The 24,355-nt window shown below is 73.3% G+C and carries 3 protein-coding genes; all 3 read right to left on the minus strand.

Going from position 1 to position 24,355, the window contains the following annotated elements:
* Positions 1 to 68: 68 nt before the first annotated feature.
* Genes ACFYPJ_RS37195 through ACFYPJ_RS37205 form a run of 3 tightly spaced genes read right to left on the minus strand, consistent with a single transcriptional unit; the run spans position 69 to position 24,222 of the window.
* Positions 69 to 1,850, minus strand: a complete 1,782-nt coding sequence (locus tag ACFYPJ_RS37195) for an ABC transporter ATP-binding protein (protein WP_389026246.1) — start codon at positions 1,848 to 1,850, stop codon at positions 69 to 71.
* Positions 1,847 to 22,090: an amino acid adenylation domain-containing protein gene (locus ACFYPJ_RS37200; RefSeq protein WP_389026248.1), complete on the minus strand. Its 20,244-nt coding sequence runs from the start codon at positions 22,088 to 22,090 to the stop codon at positions 1,847 to 1,849. The genes ACFYPJ_RS37195 and ACFYPJ_RS37200 overlap by 4 nt, the downstream gene beginning before the upstream one ends.
* On the minus strand, positions 22,087 to 24,222 hold the full coding sequence (locus ACFYPJ_RS37205; RefSeq protein ID WP_389026250.1) for an AMP-binding protein: 2,136 nt from the start codon (positions 24,220 to 24,222) through the stop codon (positions 22,087 to 22,089). Before ACFYPJ_RS37205 ends, ACFYPJ_RS37200 begins: the two co-directional genes overlap by 4 nt.
* Positions 24,223 to 24,355: the final 133 nt, after the last annotated feature.

Raw genomic sequence — 24,355 nt, forward strand, 5'->3', positions numbered from 1 at the left:
GGGGTGGGAGGCCTGCCGTGCGGCCGGGGGGCGGCCGCACGGCAGGAAGGGTCGGTCTCGGGGCGGGGTCAGGAGACGAGAAGCTGGCGGGTGGCCAGTTCCCGGTACAGGTCGCAGCTCTCGATGAGTTCGTCGTGCCGGCCCACGGCCACGACCTGGCCGGCCTCCATGACGACGATCTGGTCGGCGGTGACGACGGTCGACAGGCGGTGCGCGACGATCAGCAGGGTCCGCTGCCGCGCGACCGCGTCGATCGCGTTCTGAAGGACCGTCTCGCTGCGGGCGTCGAGGTTGCTGGTGGGCTCGTCGAGCAGGAGGATCGGCGGGGCGGCCAGCAGGGTCCGGGCGATCGCGATCCGCTGCCGTTCGCCGCCGGACATCAGCACCCCGCCCTCACCGACCTGAAGGTCCAGACCGAGGCCGGAGCGGCTGGTGAGATGCCCGAGGTCGACGAAGCCGAGCGCCTCCTCCATCTGTGCGTCGGTCGCGTCCGGGGCGGTCAGGAGCAGGTTCTCGCGCAGGGTGCCGGCCAGTACCGGGGCTTCCTGCTCGACGTAGCCCAGGTGGCGGCGCAGCAGGTCACGGGGCAGGTCGCGGATGTCGACGCCGCCCATCCGCAGGGCGCCCTCGTCGACGTCGTAGAACCGCTCGACGAGTTGCAGGAGTGTGGACTTGCCGGCGCCGGAGGGTCCGACCAGGGCCGTGCGGGTGCCGTGCGGGACGGTGAAGGTGACGTCCCGCAGGGTGGGTCCGGCGGCGCCCGCGTATCCGAAGCTCACCTTGTCGAACTCCAGCGCCGGCCAGGCGAAGTCGGGCGTCGCCCCGGCGGCGGGCCGGTCGGTCTCCAGGGGGACGGCGAGGATCTCCTCCATCCGTTCCAGAGCGCCCAGCCCGGTCTGTAGTTGGGCGTAGGCCTGGATCGCCTGGCTGAGCGGGGCGATCAGGAACGACAGCAGGAGGACGAAGGCGACCAGGTCACCGGCGCTGATCGCGCCCGAGGCGACCCGGGCTCCGCCGATGCCGAGGACCAGCAGGTTGGCTCCCTGGACGACGGCGATGGTGGACGGTCCGACCAGCGCCTGAAGCCGGGCGACCCGCAGGCCGGCCTCGTAGGCGCCGGTGGCGCTGCGTTCGACCTGTTCGATCTCGCGGTCCGCGGCACCCGCGGCCCGGATCGTCCGGGCCGCGGACAGCGCCCGTTCCACCGCAGAGGTCATCTCCCCGATGCGGTTCTGCATCCGACCTGAGGCCGGGCGCATCCGGCGCGAGGAGAGCAGCGACGCGCCGAGACCGACCGCGACCCCGGCGCAGGTGGACAGGAAGAGGAGCGGGTCGATGAGGGCCATCGCGATCGAGGCTCCGACGACCATCACCGAGCCGGTGGCCGTGTCCAGCAGCCCCGAGGTGACCACGGCCCGCAGCAGGGTGGTGTCCGCCCCGACCCGGGAGAGCAGGTCCCCGGAGCGGCGCCGGTCGTACTCGACGATCGGCAGCCGCATGACGTGGGCGACGAGTCGGCGTCGCGAGCTGAGCACGACGCCCTCGGCGGTGCGGTGCAGCAGGAAGTCCCGGACGCCGTTGAGCAGGGCGACCACGACGAGCAGGGTCACCAGGACGACGACCAGCCGGGAGATCGGCTGGTGGGTCTGGAGGTCGTCGAAGATGTCCCGGGTGACCAGCGGCTCGGCCAGGGTGGCGACCGAGCTGAGCAGGGACAGTCCGCAGACCGTGATCAGAGTCCGGCGGTGGGCCCGCAGGTAGGGCAGCAGGGTGCGGATGCCGACCGGGCGGGCGGCGGGCGCCGGGGCACCCGCCGGCCGGGGAGCGGCTGGGGTGGCGGGCTGAGTCATAGCGTGATCTCCACGAGATCGTCGTCGGAATCGGAATCGGAATCGGAATCGGAATCGGAATCGGAATCGGAATCGGCGTCCGGGCCGGACCCGGAGGTGGAGTGCTGACCGGACGGCACGGGCGGGCCGGCCGCGATCAGGTTGGGCGGTACGACGACCTCGGACGCGTCGGCCCGGTCCAGGGCGGCGGCCAGCGCGGCCACGGTCGGGGCGGTGAACACGGTCCGTACGTCGGCCGGCAGTCCCTGTTCGCGCATGCGCTCGACCAGCGTCACGGCGAGCAGCGAATGGCCGCCCAGTGCGAAGAAGTTGTCGTGCCGGCCGACCCGCTCGACGCCCAGGATCTGGGCCCAGACCGTGGCCAGTGCCGTCTCGGTGTCCCCGGCCGGCGGCTCGTAGGCCTGGGCCGTGAACGCGTCGTCGGCCGGGGCGGGCAGCGCGGGCCGGTCGATCTTCCCGGTGACGGTGAGGGGCAGCGCGTCCAGGGCGACGAACGCGGACGGGATCATGTGGTCCGGGAGGGTGCGGGCCAGGTGCGCCCGCAGGTCCGCGGCGCTCGGGCCGCCGTCCGTCTCGTCCCCCGCGTCGCCGGAGGGGGCGGCGGGCACGTGGTAGGCGACCAGCCGGGGTCCGCCGGGGCGGTCCTCGCGGGCCATCACGCTCGCCTGCCGGATGCCGGGATGCTCCAGCAGCCGGGCCTCGATCTCGCCCAGTTCGACCCGGAAGCCGCGGATCTTGACCTGGAAGTCGTTGCGGCCCAGGAACTCGATCGTCCCGTCCGGCCGCCACCGGCCCACGTCCCCGGACCGGTAGAGCCTGCCGCCGTCCGGGCCGAAGGGATCGGGTACGAAGCGTTCCTCGTTCAGTTCCGCCCGGTCGAGGTAGCCGCGGGCCACTCCGGCCCCGCCGATGAACAGCTCGCCGACGACACCGACCGGCACCGGCCGGCGGCGCTCGTCCAGCAGGTAGACCCGGACGTTGGCCAGCGGGCGGCCGACGTGCGGGACATAGCCGCGCCGCCGGGGCATGCGGGCCGCCGTCGCGTAGAGGGTGACCTCGGAGGGTCCGAACAGGTTGCGGACGTCCGCGACGCCGGGCGCGGAGGCGAAAACGCGCTCCACCAGTTCCCGCCGTACCGGCTCCCCGGCCACGTTCACCGCGCGGACGGTCGCGGGGATCCGGCCGGCACCGGCCAGGACGGCCATCGCCGACGGCACCATGTCGAGCAGGGTGACGTCCAGGTCCCGCGTCATCGGGGCCAGCGGGTCCTGCACGACGACGACCGTGCCGCCCGACGACAGCGGCGCGAACAGCTGGAACACCGACGGGTCGAAACTCACCGAGGTCGAGAACATCACCCGGGCCAGGACGTCGGGACCGAACTCGGTGAGCGCCCAGCCGACGAAGTTCACGACACCGCGGTGCTCGACCATGACCCCCTTCGGACGCCCGGTCGAGCCCGAGGTGTAGATCACGTAGGCCAGGTGGTCGGGGCGCAGTGCGGTGACGACCGGGTCGGCGTCGAGCCATGCGGGGCCTGGGTCGTCGACGAGTGCGGCCAGATCCACCGGCTCCAGCCGGGTCCCGGGCGTCCGGGCCAGTTCGGCTGTCACCTCGGTCGCCGACGGGCCGTCGACCAGGACGACGGCGGGCCGGCTGTCGGAGATCATGCCGCGCAGCCGGTCCAGCGGGTAGCGCGGGTCGAGCGGCACGTAGGCGCCACCGGCCTTCAGCACGCCGAGGAGGCCGGCCACCAGGGGCAGGCCCCGCTCGGCGCACACGCCGACCAGGACGTCCGGGCCCACCCCGGCCGACCGCAGGCGGTGTGCGACCCGGTTGGCCCGCGCGTTCAGCTCGGCGTAGGTCCAGGCCCGTTGCTCGTGGACGACGGCGGTCGCGTCCGGTGTCCGGGCGGCCTGGGCCTCGAACAGCCGGTGCACACAGAGTCCGGCGGTGTCGGCCAGGTCCGTGGCGGTGTCGTTGAACCGCCGCAGCACGAGGTCCCGTTCGGCGGGGGGCAGGACGTCCACCCCGTCCACCGGGGAGCCGTCGTCGCGGGCCAGCGCGGCGGCCAGTTCGCCCGCGGTCCGGGCCAGCAGCGCGCCCACCCGGGCCGGGTCGACGTCGACGGCGAGGTCGGAGTCGCCGGCCATGATCTGGGCGGTGACGGTGAAGTCGGTGCCCAGGTCGTCGATCGAGACCGTCACCGGGTAGTTGGTCCGCTCCTCGCCGCTGAGCACCCGCACGCCGTCCCAGCCGGTGCCCTCGGCGTCGCCACGCGGCCGGGGGCCGGGGTCGGCGGCTCCGCCGACCCCGTGCCGGTAGTTGAGCAGGCTGGTGAACAGCGGGGTCGAGGCGGGGACGGCGCTGGCCCGCTGGGCGAGGGCCAGCGGGGCGTGCTCGTGGTGCAGCAGGTCGGTGAGCAGGTCCTGGGTCCTGCGCAGGCCCTCCTCCACCGCGGTGCCGTCGACCCGGACCCGGACGGGCAGGGTGTTGATGAACAGGCCGAGGCCGCGCTCGGCGCCGCTGCCGCCCTGGGTCCGTCCGAACAGCACCGTGCCGAACACGACGTCGTCGCGGCCGGTGACCCGGGCCAGGACCAGAGCCCAGGCCAGATGGAAGAGGGCGGCGGTGGACACCCCTGCCCGGCGGGCCTGTTCGCGGATCAGCCGGGCGGCCTCCGGGTCCAGCCGGGCGGCGGACTCGGTCACCCGGGTGCCGTCGCCCTGGACGTCGAGGAGCCCGAAGGGCGCGGTCGGCTCGTCGACGTCGCCGAGGAGCCCGGCGAAGAAGGTCTCGTGCTCGGCCCGGCTGACGCCGAGGACGGCCTGCGCCACGACGTTCCGGTAGGGCACGGGGACCGGCAGGTCGTCGGCGTGGCCGTCGATGATCGTCCGGACCTCGGAGATCAGCAGGCGCAGGGAGGTGTTGTCGTCGGCGATGTGGTGCAGCAGCACCAGGACCAGCCAGCGGTCGGCGGCCGGATCGAAGGTCCGCACCACGCGCAGGAACGGTGCCTGGCGCAGGTCGAGACGGAAGCGCCGGGGGTCGAACCGGGCCCGCAGTTGCTGGACGGCGTCCACCCCGGCGTCCAGGGCCGCGGCATCGACGCTGATCTCGTCGACCGGCAGGGTCACCGATCGCCGGACCACCTGCACCGGCGCGGGCAGCCCCTCCCAGGCCACCGAGGTGCGCAGGATGTCGTGACGGTCGACGACGGTCTGAAGGGCGTCGGTGAACCGGTCGACCAGCAGGCGCGTCTCGAAGGCCAGCACGCTGGAGAGCAGGTAGGCGTCGCCCTCTCCGCCGAGGAGGTGGTGGAAGAGGATGCCCTCCTGCAGCGGGCCCAGCGGATAGATGTCCTGGATGTGGGCGGTGCCGCCGGGGACGGTTCGTACGACGGTGTCGATCTGTTCCTGGGTCAGTTCCACCAGCGGCAGCAGGTCCGGGGTGATCCTGGTGGTGGCGGCGCTGATCCGGTTCTCCGGCACGGTCAGCGCGGTGACGCCGTCCGTGGCCGCCTGGTCCAGGGCGCTCGCCAGGCCCGCCACGGTCGGGTGGGTGAACACCATCCGCACGTCGGCCGGCAGGTCCTGCTCGCGCATCCGCTCGACCAGGGAGACGGCCAGCAGCGAATGGCCGCCCAGCTCGAAGAAGTTGTCGTGCCGGCCGACCCGCTCGACGTCGAGGACCTGGGCCCAGATCCGGGCGAGTGCCGTTTCCGCGTCCCCGACCAGGGCCACCTGGCCGTGGGAGACGTAGGCGTCGGTGTCCGGGACGGGCAGCGCGTCGCGGTCCAGCTTGCCGTTGACGGTCAGCGGGAGCGCGGGCAGCCGTACGAACGCGGCGGGGACCATGTAGTCGGGCAGGGTCCGGCCCAGCCGGGCGCGCAGCGCGTCGGCGGTGAGGCCGGAGCCGTCGGTGGGCGCGGTCTCGGCCGGGACGTAGTAGGCGACCAGCCGCTGGTCCCCCGAGGTGTCGGGGCGGGCCAGGACGGCGGTCTCCCGGATGCCCGGGTGGTCCTGCAACCGGGCCTCGATCTCGCCCAGTTCGATCCGGAACCCGCGGATCTTCACCTGGAAGTCGTTGCGCCCCAGATACTCCAGCGAACCGTCGGACCGCCAGCGGCCCAGGTCACCACTCCGGTAGAACCGCTCACCCTCCACGACCACAAAGCGCTCAGCCGTCAGCTCGGGACGGTTCAGGTAGCCCCGGGCCACGCCCGCGCCACCGACGAACATCTCGCCGGCGACCCCGACCGGCGCCGGACGGCCCTTCGGGTCCAGGACGCGCACCCGCAGGTCCGGGATCGGCACACCGATCGGGCTGCCCACGGAGTCGGCATCCTCCTCACTCATCGGCCAGTACGTCACGTGCACGGTCGTCTCGGTGATCCCGTACATGTTGACGAGGACCGTGGCCCCGTTGTCCGGGTGGGCGTACCAGGGCCGGAGCATGGACGGGTCGAGGGCCTCACCGCCGAAGACGACGTAGCGCAACTGGTGCGGGCGGCCGGTCCGCTGCTGGGCGGCGACCAGCCGGCGGAAGGCACCGGGGGTCTGGTTGAGGACGGTCACCCGCTCACGGACGACCAGGTCGAAAAAGTCCTCGGGAGAACGCACGACGTCAGTGGGCACGACCACCAGCCGGCCCCCGTGCAGCAGCGCACCCCACAACTCCCACACCGAGAAGTCGAACGCATACGAATGCGCCAGGGCCCAGACATCGTCGGCGCCGAAGCCGAACCACGCATCCGTCGCCGAGAACAACCGCGACACATTCCGGTGCTCAACCATCACACCCTTCGGCACACCCGTCGAACCCGACGTATAGATCACATACGCCAGATGCTCCGGACGGACACCGACCCCCACCGGATCCGTCTCCGGGCAACCGGCGAACACCCCATCTCCGGCGTCCAGTTCAGCCAGGTCGACCACGACCTGCTCGGCGGCCGTCGCGGGCGCGGTCGCACCGGAGGTGAGGACCACCCGGGGCGCGCTGTCGGCGAGCATGTGCCGCAGCCGCTCGACCGGGTGGGCCGGATCCAGAGGGAGATACGCACCGCCGGCCTTCAGGACGCCAAGCAGCGCGGCGACCAGATCCAGGCCGCGTTCGGCGCAGACTCCGACGACGACATCGGGGCCCACCCCCAGCGCCCGCAGGTGATGGGCGACCCGGTTGGCACGGGCATTCAGCTCCGCATACGTCCAGGACCGGTTCCCGTGCACCACCGCGACCGTGTCCGGCGTCGCGGCCGCCTGCCGCTCGAACAGCTCGGGCAGGGTGGCGTTCCCCGGGTCAGGGAAGTCCTGACCGGTGGACGGGGCGGTGAAGGATTCCAGCCGGGCGAGTTCGGCCGCGGGCAGGACATCGATCTCGGCCGGCGGGGTGGCGGTGGCATGCTCCAGCTCCGTGACGAGCCGTTCCAGGGCGGTCGCCATCAGGGCGCACACCTGGTCCGGGTCGGCCGCCGGGTCGTCCGGTCCGATCTGCGCGGTCAGGGTGAATCCGCCGCGCCGGTCGTCGACCGACAGGGTCACCGGGTAGGTGGTGCGGTCGTCGCCGCCCAACGCCTCGACCCCGTTCCACGGTGCCGCCGGGCCGTCCGTCGTGGAAACGGGTTCACCGGCGCGGTAGTTCAGGATGCTGGTGAACAGCGGCGCGGACGCGGGGACGGCGCTGCAACGCTGGGCCAGTGCCAGCGAGGCGTGTTCGTGTCCGAGTAGCTCGGTCAGGAGCCGATGGGTGTCGCGGGCGCCGTCGGCAGCGCCCGCGGCGTCGGTGCGGATCCTGACCGGCAGGGTGTTCACGAACAGGCCGAGGCCGCCGGTGGCCCGCCCGTGCAGGCGTCCCAGCAGTACGGTGCCGAAGACGACGTCGTCCCGGCCGGTCAGCCGGGCCAGCACCAGGGCCCAGGCCAGGTGGTGCAGGGCGGCGACGCCGACCCCCAGCCGCCGGGCCTGCTCCCGCAGCCGTGCCGACACCTCCGGTCCGACCTCCGCCGATGCCTGCCGGACGGCGTGGGCGTCGCCGTAGGTGTCGAGCAGTCCGTACGGAGCGGTCGGCTCGTCCACGTCGCCGAGCAGGGCGGTGAAGAACTTCTCGTGCTCGGTCTCGGAGATGCCGAGGACGGCCTGGGCGACGACGTCCCGGTAGGGCACCGGGGCCGGCAGACGGTCGCCGGCTCCGGCCAGGATCGCCGCGACCTCGGCCTCCATCACCGCCAGCGTGCTGTGGTCGCCGATCAGATGGTGCATCAGGATCAGGGCCAGCCAGCGGTCGGCGGCCGGGTCGAACGCGGCGACGACCCGCATCAGCGGTGCCTGTCCGAGGTCGAGCCGGTAGTGGCGCGGGTCGAACCGCTCCCGCAGCACGGCCGCTACATCGCCGGTGAGGTCCAGGTACTCCACCGGCAGGGTGACCTGCCGGTGGACGATCTGGACCGCCTTCGGCAGTCCCGCGCGCACGATCGAGGTGCGCAGGACGTCGTGCCGGTCGACCACCTGTCGCAGGGCGGCGGTGAAGCCGTCGAGCAGGGCGCGTGAGTCGAATGCCAGCAGCTGGGTCAGCAGGTAGGGGTCGCCGTCCCCGCCGAGCAGGTGGTGGAAGTGCATGCCCTCCTGAAGGGGGGTCAGCGGGTAGATGTCCTGGACGGCGGCGGCACCGCCCGGGACGGTGGCCACGATCCGGTCGAGTTCGTCCTGGGTCAGGGCCGCCAGCGGCAGCATCTCCGGGGTGATCGCGTCGGCCCCAGCGGGGATCGCGACGGGCGGCACCTCCACCAGGTCCGGGGCCGGACCGTGGGTGAGGGCGGCGGCCAGGGAGCGGACGGTGGGGTGGGCGAAAAGGGTCCGTACGTCCGTGTCCAGCCCGTGCTCGCGCAACTGCTCGACCAGGGAGACGGCCAGCAGCGAATGTCCGCCCAGTTCGAAGAAGTTGTCGTGCCGGCCGACCTGTCCGGCGCCGAGCATCCGTGCCCACACCGCGGCCAGGGTGGTCTCCACCCCGACGGCCGGGGGTTCGTACCCGGCGGTGGCGAACGCGTCGGTCTCCGGGTCGGGCAGGGCCGGGCGGTCGAGTTTGCCGGTGACCGTGAGCGGCAGGGCCGCCAGGGCGACGAACGCCGCGGGGACCATGTACTCGGGCAGGTGCCGGGCCAGGTGGTCGCGGAGTGCGGTCACCGTGGCGCCGCTTCCGGCGGTGCCCTCGGGGCCGGCCGGGTCCGTGGGGACGTAGTAGGCGACCAGTCGGGACTCCCCCGCCGGGTCGGGCCGGGCGATGACCGCGGTCCGGGCCACGGCCGGGTGGTCCCGCAACCGGGCCTCGATCTCGCCCAGTTCGATGCGGAAGCCCCGGACCTTCACCTGGAAGTCGTTGCGGCCCAGGAACTCGATCGACCCGTCGGGAAGACGGCGGCCGAGGTCACCGGACCGGTACAGCCGTCCCCGCGGATCGGGCCCGAGGTGGTCGGGGACGAAACGCTCCCGGTTGAGCTCGGGGCGGTTGAGATAGCCCCGGGACACTCCGGCGCCGCCGACGAACAGTTCACCGGGCACGCCCAGGGGCGCCGGGCGGCCCCGGCCGTCGAGGACGTAGACGCGGACGTTGGCGATCGGGCGGCCGACGTGGGACACGTAGCCGGTCTCCCGGCGCATGGTGGCGGCCAGGGAGTACAGGGTGATCTCGGAGGGGCCGAAGAGGTTGCGGATCTCCTCGACGTGACCGGTGGCGAAGATCCGCTCGGCCAGTTCCCGGCTCAGCGGCTCGCCGGTGAGGTTCACCGCCCCGACGCCGGCCGGGAGACTGCCGGCGTCGAGCAGGGCGGTGATCGCCGACGGCACGGTGTCAGCGAGGGTGACGTCGGCCGGGGTCGTGGCGAGGGCCAGGGCGTTCGATACGACGACGACGGTGCCGCCCACCGCGAGCGGCGCGAACAGCTGGAGGACCGAGGGGTCGAAGCTGATCGAGGTGGAGAACAGCGTGCGGGCCAGCCGGTCGGCGCCGATCTCGTCGACGGCCCAGCGGATCACGTTGACGGCGTTGCGGTGCTCGACCATCACGCCCTTGGGGCGGCCGGTCGACCCGGAGGTGTACACCAGGTAGGCCAGGTGGTCCGGGCGCAGGCCCGCCTCCGCCGGGCGGGTGTCGGGGTAGCCGGTGAGGGCCGCGTCGAGGTCGGTCAGGACGATCACCGGCACGGACGTGGTCAGGGCGGGGATGATCGCGGCCGCGTCCGGGCCGGAGGCCAGGACGACGCGCGGGGCGCTGTCGTCGAGGATCTCGCGCAGCCGCCCGACGGGGTAGGCCGGGTCCAGGGGGATGTACGCGCCGCCGGCCTTGAGGATCGCCAGCAGCGCCGCGACCAGGGGGGCACCGCGCTCGACGCAGACGCCGACCGGGACGTCGGGTCCGACGCCGGCCTCGCGCAGCCGGTGGGCCAGCCGGTTCGCGGTCGCGTCCAGCCGCGCGTAGGTCCAGGACGCGTGGCCGTCGACGACGGCCGTCGCGTCCGGCGTCCGGACCGCCTGGGCCTCGAACAGGTCGTGGATCCGGGTGTGGTCGGCGTCGGGACGGTGCACGTCGGTCGCGTTGAACGTGTGCAGTTCCCGCTGCCGTTCGGCGTCCGGCAGGACGTCGAGGTCGTCGAGCGGGGTGTCCGGGCGCTCGGCCAGCGCGCTGGTCAGCTCGGCCAGCGCGACGGCGAGCAGCTCGCAGACCCGGACGGGGTCGATCGAGGCGTCGACCTGGGCGGTCAGCACGAGGTCGTCGCCGAGGTCGTCGACGTTGACGGTCACCGGGTAGCTGGTGCGTTCCTCCACGCCGAGGGACTCCACCCCCTCCCAGCCGGCCACGATGTCGTCGCCGGTGAGGTCGCCGGCCGCGCCGCCGGTGGCGTGCCGGTAGTTGAGGAGGCTGGTGAACAGCGGCATCGAGGCGCCGACGGCGCTGCGGCGCTGGGCCAGGACCAGCGGGGCGTGCTCGTGGTGCAGCAGGTCGGTCAGCTGTCGCTGGGTGGCGTGCAGGCCGGTCGCGACGGTGGTGTCGCCGAGCCGGATCCGGACCGGGAGGGTGTTGATGAACAGACCGAGGCCCCGTTCGGCCCCGGCACCGCCGTGCATGCGCCCGAACAGCACGGTGCCGAACACGACGTCGTCGCGGCCGGTGAGCCGGGCCAGCACCAGAGCCCAGGCCTGGTGCAGGACGGCGGCGGTGGAGATGCCGAGCCGCCGGGCCTGTGCGCGCATCCCGCCCGTCACCGCGGGGTCCAGGGTGAGCCGGGCCTCGGCGACGGCGGTGCCGTCGCCCTGGACGTCGAGCAGGCCGTAGGGGGCGGTCGGTTCGTCGACGTCGCCGAGCAGCCGGTGGAAGTAGTCCTCGTGCTCGGCGCGGCTCACACCGAGCACGGACTGGGCGACGACGTCGCGGTAGGGCACCGGCACGGGCAGGGCCGAGCCCCCTCCGGCCAGGACGGTGCGCACCTCCGAGACCAGCAGCCGCAGCGAGGTGTTGTCGTCGGCGATGTGGTGCAGCAGCACCAGGGCGAGCCAGCGCTGCCGGTCCGGGTCGAAGGCCAGGGCCAGCCGCAGCAGCGGCGCGCGGCGCAGGTCGAGCCGGTGGTGGCGGGGGTCGAAGCGGGATCTCAGGCGCTGCTCGACGTCCTCGCCTCCTGCACTCGCGAGCTGGTCCGGGCCGATCTCCTCGACGACCAGCCGTGCGGTGCGGTGCACCACCTGGACGGGGGTGAGGAGTCCTTGCCAGGCGATCGAGGTGCGCAGGATGTCGTGCCGGTCGACGACGTGCTGGAGCGCGGCCGTGAACCGGTCGACCCGGTCGCGGGAGTCGAACGACAGCAGGGTGGACATCAGGTAGGTGTCGCCGTCGCCGCCGAGCAGGTGGTGGAAGAGGATGCCTTCCTGGAGCGGGCCGAGCGGGTAGATGTCCTGCACGTTGGCCGCGCCGCCGGGCACGCTCGCGGTGATCCGGTCGATCTGCTCCGCCGTGAGCGACACCAGCGGCAGCATGTCCGGGGTGATCACGTCGGCGTCGGCCGGGATCAGGTTCGCCGGGACGACGACCGTCTCCGGCACGGCACCCGACTCCAGCGAGGCGGCGAGCCCCGCCACCGTCGGATGCGCGAAGAGGGTGCGCACATCGGTGGCCAGGCCGCGTTCACGGATCCGCTCGACGAGGGACACGGCCAGCAGCGAGTGCCCGCCCAGTTCGAAGAAGTTGGCGTCGCGGCCGACCCGTTCGACGCCGAGGACGTCGGCCCAGGCCTGGGCCAGGAGCTGTTCGGTGTCGCCGATCGGTGCCTGGTATCCGGTGACGGCGAGGGCGCCGATGTCGGGTGCGGGCAGGGCGGAGCGGTCGAGCTTGCCGTTCGGGCTCAGCGGGACGGCGTCGATCGGGACGAACAGGGCCGGGACCATGTGTCCGGGCAGGGTGGTGCCCAGATGGGCCCGCAGGCCGTCGACGGCGGGCAGGGCGTCGCCGTGCGCGGGACGGCAGTAGGCGACCAGGCGCAGGTCGCCGAGGGTGTCCTCACGGGCCAGGACGACGGCGTCGGCGAGGTCGGGGTGTTCGCGCAGCCGGGCCTCGATCTCGCCCGGCTCGATGCGGAAACCGCGGATCTTGACCTGGAAGTCGTCGCGGCCCAGGTACTCCAGGTTCCCGTCGGGCTGCCAGCGGGCCAGGTCCCCGGTCCGGTAGAGCCGCTCGTCGGAGCCGTTCACGGACCGGACGACGAACCGCTCGGCGGTGAGCCGGGGCCGGTTCAGGTAGCCGCGGGCGACCTGGACGCCGCCGATGTGCAGTTCGCCCACGGCACCGACCGGGGCCGGGCGGTCCCGGGAATCGAGCACGTAGAGGCGGGTGTTGGCGATCGGGCGGCCGATCGGGACGGTCTTAGGCACCGCGGTGGAGGTGCTGGGCCACCAGGTGACGTCGACGGCAGCCTCGGTCGGGCCGTAGAGGTTGTGCAGCTCCACCCCGGGCAGCAGTGCGTGGAAGCGGCGGACCAGTTCGGCCGGCAGCGCTTCGCCGCTGCACAGCACCCGCTTCAGGGCCGGGGCGGTGAAGTGCGTCCCGGGCCGGGCGAGCCGGTCGAGGAAGGTGCGCAGCATCGAGGGCACGAAATGGATCGTGGTGATCCGCTCGTCCCGGACGGTGTCGGCGAGGTAGTCGGGGTCGCCGTGCCGTCCGGGCTCGGCCATCACCAGGCGGGCGCCGGTGATCAGCGGCCAGAAGAACTCCCAGACCGAGACGTCGAAGCCGAACTGGGTCTTCTGGAGCACCGCGTCGGAGGCGTCCAGGCCGAAGGTGCGCTGGGTCCACAGCAGCCGGTTGACGACGCCGGCGTGCTCGTTCATCACTCCCTTGGGCCGGCCGGTGGAGCCGGATGTGTAGATCACGTAGGCGAGGTGGCCGGGTCCGGCCGGGTCGGTGTGCTGCGCCGCCTGCGCTCCGGCGGCCGTGGCGTCCGCGAGGTCCAGGACGGGGATGCCGTCGGCGAGCAGGCCGTGCAGCAGGTCCGCGCACTCCTCTCCGTCGGCCAGGACGGCTGTGGGGGCGGCGTCGGTGAGCATGTGGGCCAGCCGCTCGGCCGGATGGTCCGGGTCCAGGGGCAGGTACGCGGCTCCGGCCTTGAGGACCCCGAGCAGGGCGGTGACGAGGTTCAGCCCCCGGCGGGCGCAGACGCCGACGAGCCGGTCGGGGCCGGCACCGGCGGTCCGCAGCCGGTGCGCGACCTGCTCGGCCCGCCGGTCGACCTGTGTGTAGGTCCAGGTCCGGCCGTGGGCGACCACGGCGACCACGTCGGGGGTGCGCCGTACCTGGGCCTCGAACAGTCCGGCCACGGTGCCGGGGCCGTCGGGGTCGAGGTCGACGTCGGTGGTGTTGAAGCCGGCGGTGACCAGGTCCCGTTCGGCGCCGGGAAGGACGTCGAGGTCGGCCAGTGCGGTGTGGGGGGCCTGGGCGAGGGCGTCGGTCAGCGACTCCAGGGCGGTCTCGATCATCGCGCAGACACGGGCCGGGTCGATCGCGGCGGACTCACGGACGATCTGCGCGGTCACGGTGAACCGGTCGCCCATGTCGTCCACGGACACCACCACCGGGTAGTTGGTCCGCTCCTCCCCGCTGAGAACGGCAACCCCGGGCCACAGGTCGGTGACGGCGTCGGAGCCGGCCTCACCCCCGGTGCCGTGACGATAGTTGAACAGGCTGGTGAACAACGGCATGGAAGCGGGAACGGCACTGCTGCGCTGGGCCAGGGCCAGCGGAGCGTGCTCGTGCCGCAGCAACCGGGTCAGCAGACCATGCACCTCACCCAGCCCGGAACGCACGTCCTGGGAGCCGACGGTGACCCGGACCGGGAGAGTGTTGACGAACAGGCCCAGACCGCGTTCGGCCCCGGCACCGCCGTGCATCCGCCCGAACAGCACAGTGCCGAACACCACGTCGTCCCGGCCCGTCACCCGCGCCAGAACCTGACCCCAGGCCAGGTGGAACAGGCTGGTGGCGGACACGTTCAGGGCGCGGGCGCACTCACGCACGGTGGCAGCCAGTGCCGGATCGAGTGCGACGGTGGATTCGGTGATGCCGGTGCCGTCGCCCTGGACATCGAGGAGCCCGAACGGCGCCGTCGGCTCGTCCACGTCGCCCAGCAGACCGGAGAAGAACTCCTCGTGCTCCGCCCGCGACACCCCCAGCACCGACTGAGCGACCACGTCGCGATAGGCCACCGGCTCGGGCAGCTCCCCCGCCCGGCCGCCCAGGATCGCCCGGACCTCCGACACCAGCAACCGCAACGACGTGTTGTCATCCACCAAGTGGTGCAGCAGCACCATCACCAGCCACCGGTCACGATCCGGATCGGCTACGACGGCCAGCCGCAGCAACGGGGCCTCGCGCAGGTCGATCCGGAACCGCCGCGGGTCGAACAGCGCCCGGAACCGGCTTTCCACCTCCGGGCCAGAACCGAGATCAACCTGCTCGACCAGGAGCGCGGCCTCACGATGGACGACCTGGACCGGGGTGGGAAGCCCCTCCCACCGCACCGACGTCCGCAAAATGTCATGCCGGTCCACCACGACCTGCAACGCCGACGTGAAGTCGTCCACCAACTCCCGCGAATCAAACGCCATCAGACTCGACAGCAGATACGCATCACCCTCCCCACCCAGCAGATGATGGAAGAGAATGCCCTCCTGCAACGGACCCAGCGGATAGATGTCCTGCACGTCGGCCGCGCCGCCGGGCACGCTCGCGGTGATCCGGTCGATCTGCTCCGCCGTGAGCGACACCAGCGGCAGCATCTCCGGGGTGATCACGTCCGCGTCGGCCGGGATCAGGTTCGCCGGGACGACGACCGTCTCCGGCACGGCACCCGACTCCAGCGCGGCGGCGAGCCCCGCCACCGTCGGATGCGCGAAGAGCGTGCGCACATCGGTGGCCAGGCCCTGTGCCCGGATCTGCTCCACCGTCGAGACGGCCAGCAGCGAGTGCCCGCCGAGTGCGAAGAAGTCGTCGTGCCGGCCGATCCGTTCCAGGCCCAGGCTCCGCGCCCACACCTGGGCCAGGAGCTGTTCCGTCGCCCCGGTGGGGGCCTCGGCGCCGTGGACGGCGTGCGCGGCCGTGTCCGGTGCGGGCAGGGCGGAGCGGTCGAGCTTGCCGTTGACCGTCAGCGGCAGGGAGTCCAGACGGACGTAGGCGGCCGGGACCATGTACGGGGGCAGAGTGGCGGCCAGGAAGGCGCGGAACCCGTCGGCCCGGGAGGCGGTTTCGGCCCCGGTCCCGGACTCGGTTCCGCTCCCGGACTCGCTGCCGGTTTCGAACCGGGTGCCGGCCGGGACGTAGTAGGCGACCAGCCGCTGGTCTCCGGGCGTGTCCTCCCGGGCGACGACGGCGGCCTCGCGCACGTCGGCGTGGTCCAGCAACCGGGCCTCGATCTCGCCCGGTTCGACGCGGAAGCCGCGGATCTTGACCTGGTGGTCGTTGCGGCCCAGGTACTCCAGCATGCCGTCGGCCCGCCACCGGGCCAGGTCGCCCGAGCGGTAGAGCCGGCCCGCACCCGGGAACGGGTCCTGGACGAACCGCTCCGCGGTCAGCTCCGGCCGGTTCAGATAGCCGCGGGTCACGCCGGCGCCGCCGACGAACACTTCCCCGGCCACTCCCACCGGGGCCGGCCGGCCGTGCGGGTCCAGCACGTACACCCGCAGGTCGGGGATGGGCACGCCGATCGGGCTGGCACCGGACGTCCCCGTGTCCTGGACGGAGAGCGTCCGGTGGGTCACGTGCACGGTCGTCTCGGTGATCCCGTACATGTTCACCAGGACGGTGCGGTCCCCCGGGTTCTGCTCGAACCACGGGCGCAGGGACGACGGTTCGAGCGCCTCCCCGCCGAAGACCACGTACCGCAGCCGGTGCTCCGGAACGGCCGCCCCGGCCCGGGCGCTCGCGCCGTGCCGGGCCTGGGCCGCGACGAACGGCTGGAACGCCGACGGGGTCTGGTTGAGGACCGTCACCCCTTCCCTGCACACCAGTTCGTACAGGTCGCCGGGCGAGCGCAGCACGTCGGGGTCGGCCACGAGGAGGCGTCCGCCGTGCAGCAGCGCCCCCCACAGCTCCCAGACGGAGAAGTCGAAGGCGTACGAATGGGCCAGGACCCACACGTCGTCCGGGCCGAACCCGAAGAGGGAGTCAGTCGAGGAGAACAGGCGGGTCACGTTGCGGTGTTCGACCAGCACGCCCTTCGGCACGCCGGTCGATCCGGAGGTGTAGATCACGTAGGCCAGGTGACCGGGCCGTACGCCGGTCTCCCGCGGGTCGGTGTCCGGCAGGCCGGCGAAGGCACCGGTGCCGTCCGTCAGGCCGTCCAGGTCCAGGACCGTCGCCGCCGAGGCCGTCCGGCCGACGGTCTCCGTCACGGTTAGGGCGGCGGAGGTGTCGGCCAGGACCACGGCCGGGGCGCTGTCGGTGAGCAGGTGGGCCAGCCGCTCGACGGGGTGCGCGGGGTCCATCGGCAGATAGGCGCCACCCGCCTTGAGAACGCCGATCAGGGCGGCGATCAGCGGCAGTCCGGGCCGGGCGCAGACACCGACGAGGGTGTCCGGGCCGATCCCGACCGCACGCAGCCGGTGGGCGACGCAGTTGGCCCGCCGGTTCAGTTCCGCGTAGGTCCAGGAGTGGTCCCGGTGCACGACCGCGATCGCGTCCGGGGTGGCGGCGGCGCGCGCCTGGAACAGGGTGTGCAGGAGGTCGTCATCCGCGGTTCGGGCCGGCGGCTCGGCCGGTAGCGGGTTGAACCCGGTCAGCACCAAGTCCCGTTCAGCCGTGGGCAGTACGTCCACGGCGGCGACCGTGACCGGTGCGCCGGGGACCGGGAGCGCGTCCGGTCCTGCGGTCTGGGGGGTCAGCGCGGTGACCAGCCGGCGCAGCGCGGTGGCCAGCAGCGCCGACACCCGGGCGGCCTCGATCCCGGTCGGGCCCGGCGTCACCTGGCTGGTCACGGTGAATCCGGTGCCGTGGTCGTCGACGGACACGGTGACCGGGTAGTTGGTCCGCTCCCGTCCGCCCGACATCTCGATGCCGGGCCAGATCGGGGCCGTGTCCGGCCCGTCGGCGGGGGCGCTGTACCGGTAGTTGAGCAGGCTGGTGAAGAGCGGTCCGGATCCGGGGATCGCGCTGCCGCGCTGGGCCAGCGAGAGCGGGGCGTGCTCGTGCCGCAGCAGTGCGGTCAGCCGCCGCTGGGTGTCGCGGACGCCGGTCTCGACGTCGTCGCCGCCCACCGGGATCCGCACCGGCAGGGTGTTGACGAACAGACCGAGTCCGCGCTCGGCCGACGCTCCGCCGTGTGTCCGGCCGAGCAGGACGGTCCCGAACACGACGTCGTCCCGGCCGCTGATCCGGGCCAGCACCTGGGCCCAGGCGAGGTGGACGACGGCCGCCGGGCCGACGCCCAGCCGCCGGGCCTGCCGGCGCAGGTCCCGGGCGAGGCCGGGGTCCAGGGCGAGGGTGTGCTCCTCGACGTCGGAGCCGTCGCCCCGGGCCTCGGTGAGACCGAAGGGGGTGGTGGGTTCGTCGACGTCGCCCAGCAGTTCGGTGAAGAACTCCTCGTGCTCGGCCCGCGGGACGCCCAGCAGGGCCTGGGCCACCACGTCCCGGTACGGCGTCGGGGCGGGCAGGTCGGCGGCGCGGCCGGCCAGGACGGCCGCCACCTCGTCCCGCATCACGTCCAGGGCGGTGTGGTCGCCGGCCAGGTGGTGCAGCAGGACCAGGGCCAGCCACCGGCCGGTCGCCGGGTCCTGGGCCCGCACGACGCGCAGCAGCGGGGCCTGCCGCAGGTCGAGACGGTAGTGGGCCGGGGCGGCCTGGGCCCGGAGCCGGTCGCCCGCGTCGGGGGCGTCCGGTCCGGCCGGGTCGAGGGTGACGTCCGCGACCGGGAGCGGGGCGGTGCGCCGGACCACCTGGACCGGGACCGCCAGTTCTTCCCAGGCGAGGGAGGTGCGCAGGATGTCGTGCCGGTCGACCACCATCTGGAGGGCGTCGACGAAGCGGTCCGCCAGTTCCCGGGACGCGAACGAGACGAGGCTGGAAAGCAGGTAGGCGTCGCCGTCGTCGAGCAGGTGGTGGAAGAGCATGCCCTCCTGCATCGGGCCCAGCGGATAGATGTCCTGCACGTTGGCCGCGCCCCCGGGTACCGTGCGGACGATCCGCTCGATCTGGGACGCCGTCAGCGACACCAGCGGCAGCATGTCCGGGGTGATCACGTCGGCGTCGGCCGGGATCAGGTTCGCCGGGACGACGACCGTCTCCGGCACCGCACCCGACTCCAGCGCGGCGGCGAGCCCCGCCACCGTCGGATGCGCGAAGAGGGTACGGACGTCTGTGCCGAGGCCGTGCCGGCGCAGTGCCTCCACCAGGGTCACGGCCAGCAGCGACTGCCCGCCCAGCTCGAAGAAGTTGTCGTTCCGGCCGACCTGGGACACGTCCAGGACCTGGCCCCAGACGTCGGCCAGCCGGGTCTCGGTGTCGCCGACGGGCGGGGCGTACGCACTCTGCGACCAGGCGTCGGGGTCCGGGGCGGGCAGGGCTTTGAGGTCGCGTTTGCCGTTCGCGGTGAGCGGCAGCGCGTCCAGGGCGACGAAGGCCGAGGGGATCATGTAGTCGGGCAGCACGGCGCTCAGCCGGGACCGCAGCGCGGCCAGGAGGCCGGCCTCGTCGCCCGCGTGGTCGGGAGCGGGGACGCAGTAGGCGACCAGGCGGGGGATTCCGGGGGTGTCCTCCCGGGCGACGACCACGGCGTCCTGGAGTTCGGGTCCCGCCAGCAGGTGGGCCTCCGTCTCGCCCGGCTCGACCCGGTTTCCGCGGATCTTGACCTGGTGGTCGTTGCGGCCCAGGTACTCCAGCGTGCCGTCGGCCCGCCAGCGCACCAGGTCGCCCGACCGGTAGAGCCGGCCCGCACCCGGGAACGGGTCCTGGACGAACCGCTCCGCGGTCAGCTCCGGCCGGTTCAGATAGCCGCGGGCCACACCGGCGCCGCCGATGAACAGCTCTCCGGCGACGCCGACGGGCACCGGGGCGAGCAGCGGGTCGAGGACGTAGACCCGGGTGTTCGCGATCGGGCGGCCGATGTGCGGTACCGGATGCCCCGGCTCGATCCGCCCGGATGTGGCCACCACGGTGGTCTCGGTCGGCCCGTAGTTGTTGACCACGGTGAAGGGCAGGTCCGGGGGCGGGGCCTGGCGCAGCCGGTCACCGCCGATCAGCAGGGTGCCGGTCCGGGCATCGGCGGCGCCCTGGGCGAACGCCAGTTCCGCGACCGGGGTGGGCAGGAAGCTCACGTCCAGGTCCTGGGCCCGCCACCAGGTCAGCAGGGCCTGCGGATCGGTGGACTCGGCCGGGGTCGGCAGCAGCAGGGTGCCGCCCGCGCAGAGGCTGGGCCAGATCTCCCAGACGGTGGCGTCGAACCCGACGCCGGCGACGCTGGAGGACCGGGAACCGGCGCCCAGGCCGAAGGCGTCGCAGTGCCATCGGACGAGGTGGGCCAGGTTGCGGTGCTCGACCACGACGCCCTTGGGCCGGCCGGTCGACCCGGACGTGTAGACCACGTAGGCCGTCCGCCCGGACGGCGTGGACTCCGAGGTCGCCGGATGCGGGGCGGGGTTCGTCCGGGGCAGCCCGGCCAGTGCCCCAGAGGCGTCGTCGGCGTCGTCCAGGTCGAGAACCGGCAGACCGGCGTCGGTGACGGTCGGGTCGGTCGTCAGCCGGGACGCGTCGGGACCGGCCAGCAGCAGGACGGCCGGAGCGCTGTCGGTGAGCAGGTACCGCAGCCGCTCGGTCGGGGCGGCCGGGTCCATGGCCACGTAGCCGCCGCCGGCCTTCAGCACCGCCAGCATCGCGGTGACCAGGGCCGGGCCGCGCTCCGCGCAGACCCCGACCAGGACGTCGGGGCCGACTCCCTGCGCGCGCAGGTGGTGCGCCACCTGGTTGGCCCGCGCGTTCAGCTGTGCGTACGTCAGCCGCACACCGCCGGACACGAGGGCGACGGCGTCCGGGCGGACGCGGACCTGTTCCTCGAACAGGTCGTGGACCTGGGCCACGTCGGGGTGGTCGATCGCCGTGGCGTTGAACTCCTCGGTCACCTGCGCCCGTTGGGCTGCGGTCAGCAGCGGCAGTGCGCCGACCGGTGCGTCCGGGTCGGTGACCATGCCGTCCAGCAGGGTGAGCAGGCCGTCGGTGATCCGGGCCGCCGCCGCGGCGTCGAACCGGGCGCCGGAGAATTCCAGCAGTCCGGCCAGACCCTTCCCGGCACGGGCCATGACCAGGGACAGGTCGAACTTGGCCGTGCCGTCGACGGCGCCGTCGATCCGGGTCTCCAGGGTGACGGTGACGTCGTCGCCGAGGTCACGGACGGCCTGCGCCGGGATGTTCTCGAAGACGAACACGGTCTGCGCGAGCGGGTTGAGCCCGTTCCCGCGTCCGGTCCCGGCCGCTTCCACGGCCGCCACGACGTCCGCGAACGGCAGCTCGTTCCTGAGCGCGTCAGCGCTCTCGGCCCGCAGCCGGGCGATCGCCTCGGCCGTGCTCGGGGCGCCGGTCAGGTCGCAGCGCAGGGCCAGGGTGTTGGCGAAGAACCCGATGACGTTCTGCAGGGCGATCTCGTCGCGGCCGGCGGCCACCGTGCCGAGCGCGAACTGTTCCTGGCCGGTGAGCCGGTGCAGCAGGATCGCCCAGGCGGTGAGCAGGACCGTGTACGGGGTGCAGCCGTTGCGGGCGGCCAGCTCCTCCAGCCGGCCGGTCAGCGCGGCCGGGACCGTGAACTCGTGCGCCCCGCCGGTGTGCCGGGAGCCGGCCGCCTCGGTCGCGGGTATCTGTCCGGCGGGCAGGTCGAGGGCCGGCAGGCCGCTGAGGTGCCGGTGCCACCAGGACCGGCGGTCGCGGTGGGCGGGCCGGGTCCGCGCGCGGTGCTCCTGGCGGACGTGGTGGGCGTACTCCAGGACGGGGGCCGCCGGGGCGCCGTCGTGCGGCGCGTCCAGCCGGGCCCGGTAGCCGTCGGTCAGCTCGTCCAGGAAGAGCTTGAGCGACCAGCCGTCCGAGACGATGTGGTGCTGGGTCACCGCGACGATGTGTTCGTCGTCGGCGAGGGTGAGGACAGCCACCCGCAGCAGCGGGCCCCGGCTCAGGTCGAACCGGGTCTGCTCTTCCTGGAGCAGGAGCGCGGCCGCGGCCCGCTCCCGCTCGGCCCGGCCGGCCTCGGCCACCGGCTCGCGCAGGTCCAGGTACGCGGGTCCGGCGTCGTCCGGGACCGGTGCGACGACCGCCTGCGGACCGGACGCGGTGTCGGCGAACCGGGTCCGCAGGGACGGGTGCCTGCCGATCACATCGCGCAGGCTCCCGGACAGGGCGGCCCGGTCCAGGGCGCCGCGCCAGCGCAGCCGGATGTGCAGGTTGTACAGCGGGCTGGGGCCGTTCATCCGGTCGATCAGCCACAGCCGCTGCTGACCGCTGGAGACCAGCCGGCGGTCGGCCTCGCTCAGGTCACCGGTGTCCAGCGGGTCCGGGCCGTCCTCGGCCTGGGCGCGCAGCAGCGCGACCAGTTCGGCCCGGTGGTCGGCCACGGCGGCCCGCAGTTCCCGGGTCATCGCGCCCTTCGGGGCCCGGAAGGTCAGGCCCTCCTCGTCGGCGCGGAAGGTGACCCCCAGGTCGGCGGCCAGGGCGAGCAGTTCGTCAAAAGTCACAGCGATCCTTGGTCGTACGAGTCGTCGTCCTGGGGTTCCGGGGTGTCGGCCTGGCTGATGGCTCGGGCCAGCGTCGTCCGGAAGATGGTCTTGGCGAGGTCGAGGCAGGTCTGGTCCCGCAGCGTCTCGATCCGCAGGGCGACCCCGGTGACCTCGTGGAGCCGGGTGCGCAGGAGGGTGACGCCGAGCGAGTCCAGCCCGAGGTCCCCCATCGGGACGGCCACGTCCACCGCGCTGACGCGCAGGCCGAGGGCCGTCGCGATCTCGGAGCGGATCATGTCCAGGACGTCGTCCACGCCGGGCGGAAGACGGTCCGGCCGGGTCCCGGCGGGCCGCTCCCACCGGGCGTCGTCGCTGCCGTCCGGCCCAGTGGCTCCGTCGGGGGACGGGGTACGGTCCGGCCAGCGCAGGATCTCGGTCAGTTCGGCTCGGAGCAGCAGGTCGCGGGTGTGACGGCGGCGGACCTTCCCGCTGGAGGTCTTCGGCAGCGCACCGCGTTTGACGAGCACGACCTGAAGGACACTGACGTCGTGGTCGAGCCGGACGTCCCGGGCGATCGCCTCGGCCACGGCGGTGAGGTCCTCCCGCTGGTGGCGAGGGGCGACCTCGGCCACGATCGCGACGCCCTCGGAGCCGCCGTGTTCGAGCGAGAAGGCCACGGATCCGCCGGGCCCGATCTGGTGGTGCCGGGCGACGGTGGCCTCGATGTCCTGCGGGTAGTGGTTGCGTCCGAAGACGATCACCAGGTCCTTCTGCCGGCCGCTGACGTACAGCTCGCCCTCGTGGAGGAAGCCGAGGTCGCCGGTGCGCAGGAAGGTGCCGTCGTGGCCGGGCAGGACGGCCTCGAAGATCTCGGCCGTGGCCTGCGGGTTGTTCCAGTAGCCGCGGGCGACGTGCGGACCTGACAGCCAGATCTCGCCGACCTCGTGCGGTGAGCACTCCCGTCCGGTCTCCGGCTCGACGATGGCGACGGCCTGCGGCTGCTGCGGCGGCCCGCAGCTGACCACCGGCCGGGCGTGCGGGTCGTCGTCGACCGGGATGACCTTGCCCGTCTGCAGACCCTCGCGGTCCAGGGTGACGGTGTCGCGCCGGGCGGGGCCGGTGAGATGCCGGCCGGAGACCAGGAGGGTGGCCTCGGCCAGGCCGTAGCAGGGGTAGAAGGCGGGCTTGCGGAACCCGGCCGGTTCGAAGATCCGGCTGAACCGGTCCATGGTGTCGGCCCGGAGCGGCTCGGCCCCGTTGCACGCCGTCTCCAGGGTGGAGAGGTCGAGTTCGGCGAGCCGCTCCGGGGTCGCCGTCCGGGCGGCCAGCTCATAACCGAAGTTGGGTGCGCTGGTGACGGTGGCCCGGTACCGGGAGATGGTCCGCAGCCAGGCCATCGGGTCGCGCAGGAAGGCCATCGGCGGCATCTGCACAGTGAAATGTCCGTGCCACAGGGGCGTCAGGGTGCAGCCGATCAGTCCCATGTCGTGGTAGGTCGGCAGCCAGCTGACGACGACCGTGTCCGCAGACATGTCCAGGGCGTCGCCGAGCATGCGCAGGTTGGCGGCGAGGTTGTCGTGTGCCACCACCACCCCCTTCGGGGCGGCCGTGGATCCGGAAGTGTACTGAAGGAACGCGACGCCGGACGGGTCGACCGGTCCGGGCCGCCAGTCGACGTCGGGGCGGTCCGGGCCGCTCGTGTCCACCGTGAGCGTCGGCCGGAGGACCGACGCCGGGTCCGGTGCGTCGGCGCGCAGCGCGGCCAGGGTCGCCGCGTCGCCGAGCACCACCACGGCGCCGCAGTCGTCGGCGATGCCGGTCAGCCGGCCGAGGTGGCGGGAGTTCTGCGGCGGGTTGACCGGAACGGCGATGACGCCGGCGTACAGGCAGCCCAGGTATCCGACGACGAAGTCCGGGCCCGGCGCGAAGCACAGCAGGGCCCGGTCGCCCGGGCGGGCCGTGCCGCTGAGCGCGGCGGCGACCCGGCGGGCCTCACGGTCCAGCCGGGCGTAGCTGAACCGGGCCGACTCGTCGTGGCCGTCGGCCACGAAGGCGAAGGCCGGCCGGTCCGGCTCGTTGTCGCTCCACCACTGCACCGCCTCGACCAGCGTCGTGGCATCGGGACGGGACGACGGCGACGTGACGCCCATACGGAGAACAGCTCCTCGTGAAGGGCCGGTGCGACGCCCGCGAGTGGGAACTCGCGGGCGCTGCCTTCGGCCGGATGCGATGGCCGCGGGCCGGAGCCGGGGGGACCCACCGGCTCCGGGGCGGCGTGAAATG

The sequence above is a fragment of the Streptomyces sp. NPDC006012 genome (genome assembly GCF_042871185.1).
In the GTDB taxonomy this organism is placed as follows: Bacteria; Actinomycetota; Actinomycetes; order Streptomycetales; family Streptomycetaceae; genus Streptomyces.

Excerpts from the sequence above, each read along its gene's own strand:
- ACFYPJ_RS37195 (WP_389026246.1), bottom strand. The coding sequence starts at position 1,850 with ATGACTCAGCCCGCCACCCCAGCCGCTCCCCGGCCGGCGGGTGCCCCG.
- ACFYPJ_RS37205 (WP_389026250.1), bottom strand. The coding sequence starts at position 24,222 with ATGGGCGTCACGTCGCCGTCGTCCCGTCCCGATGCCACGACGCTGGTC.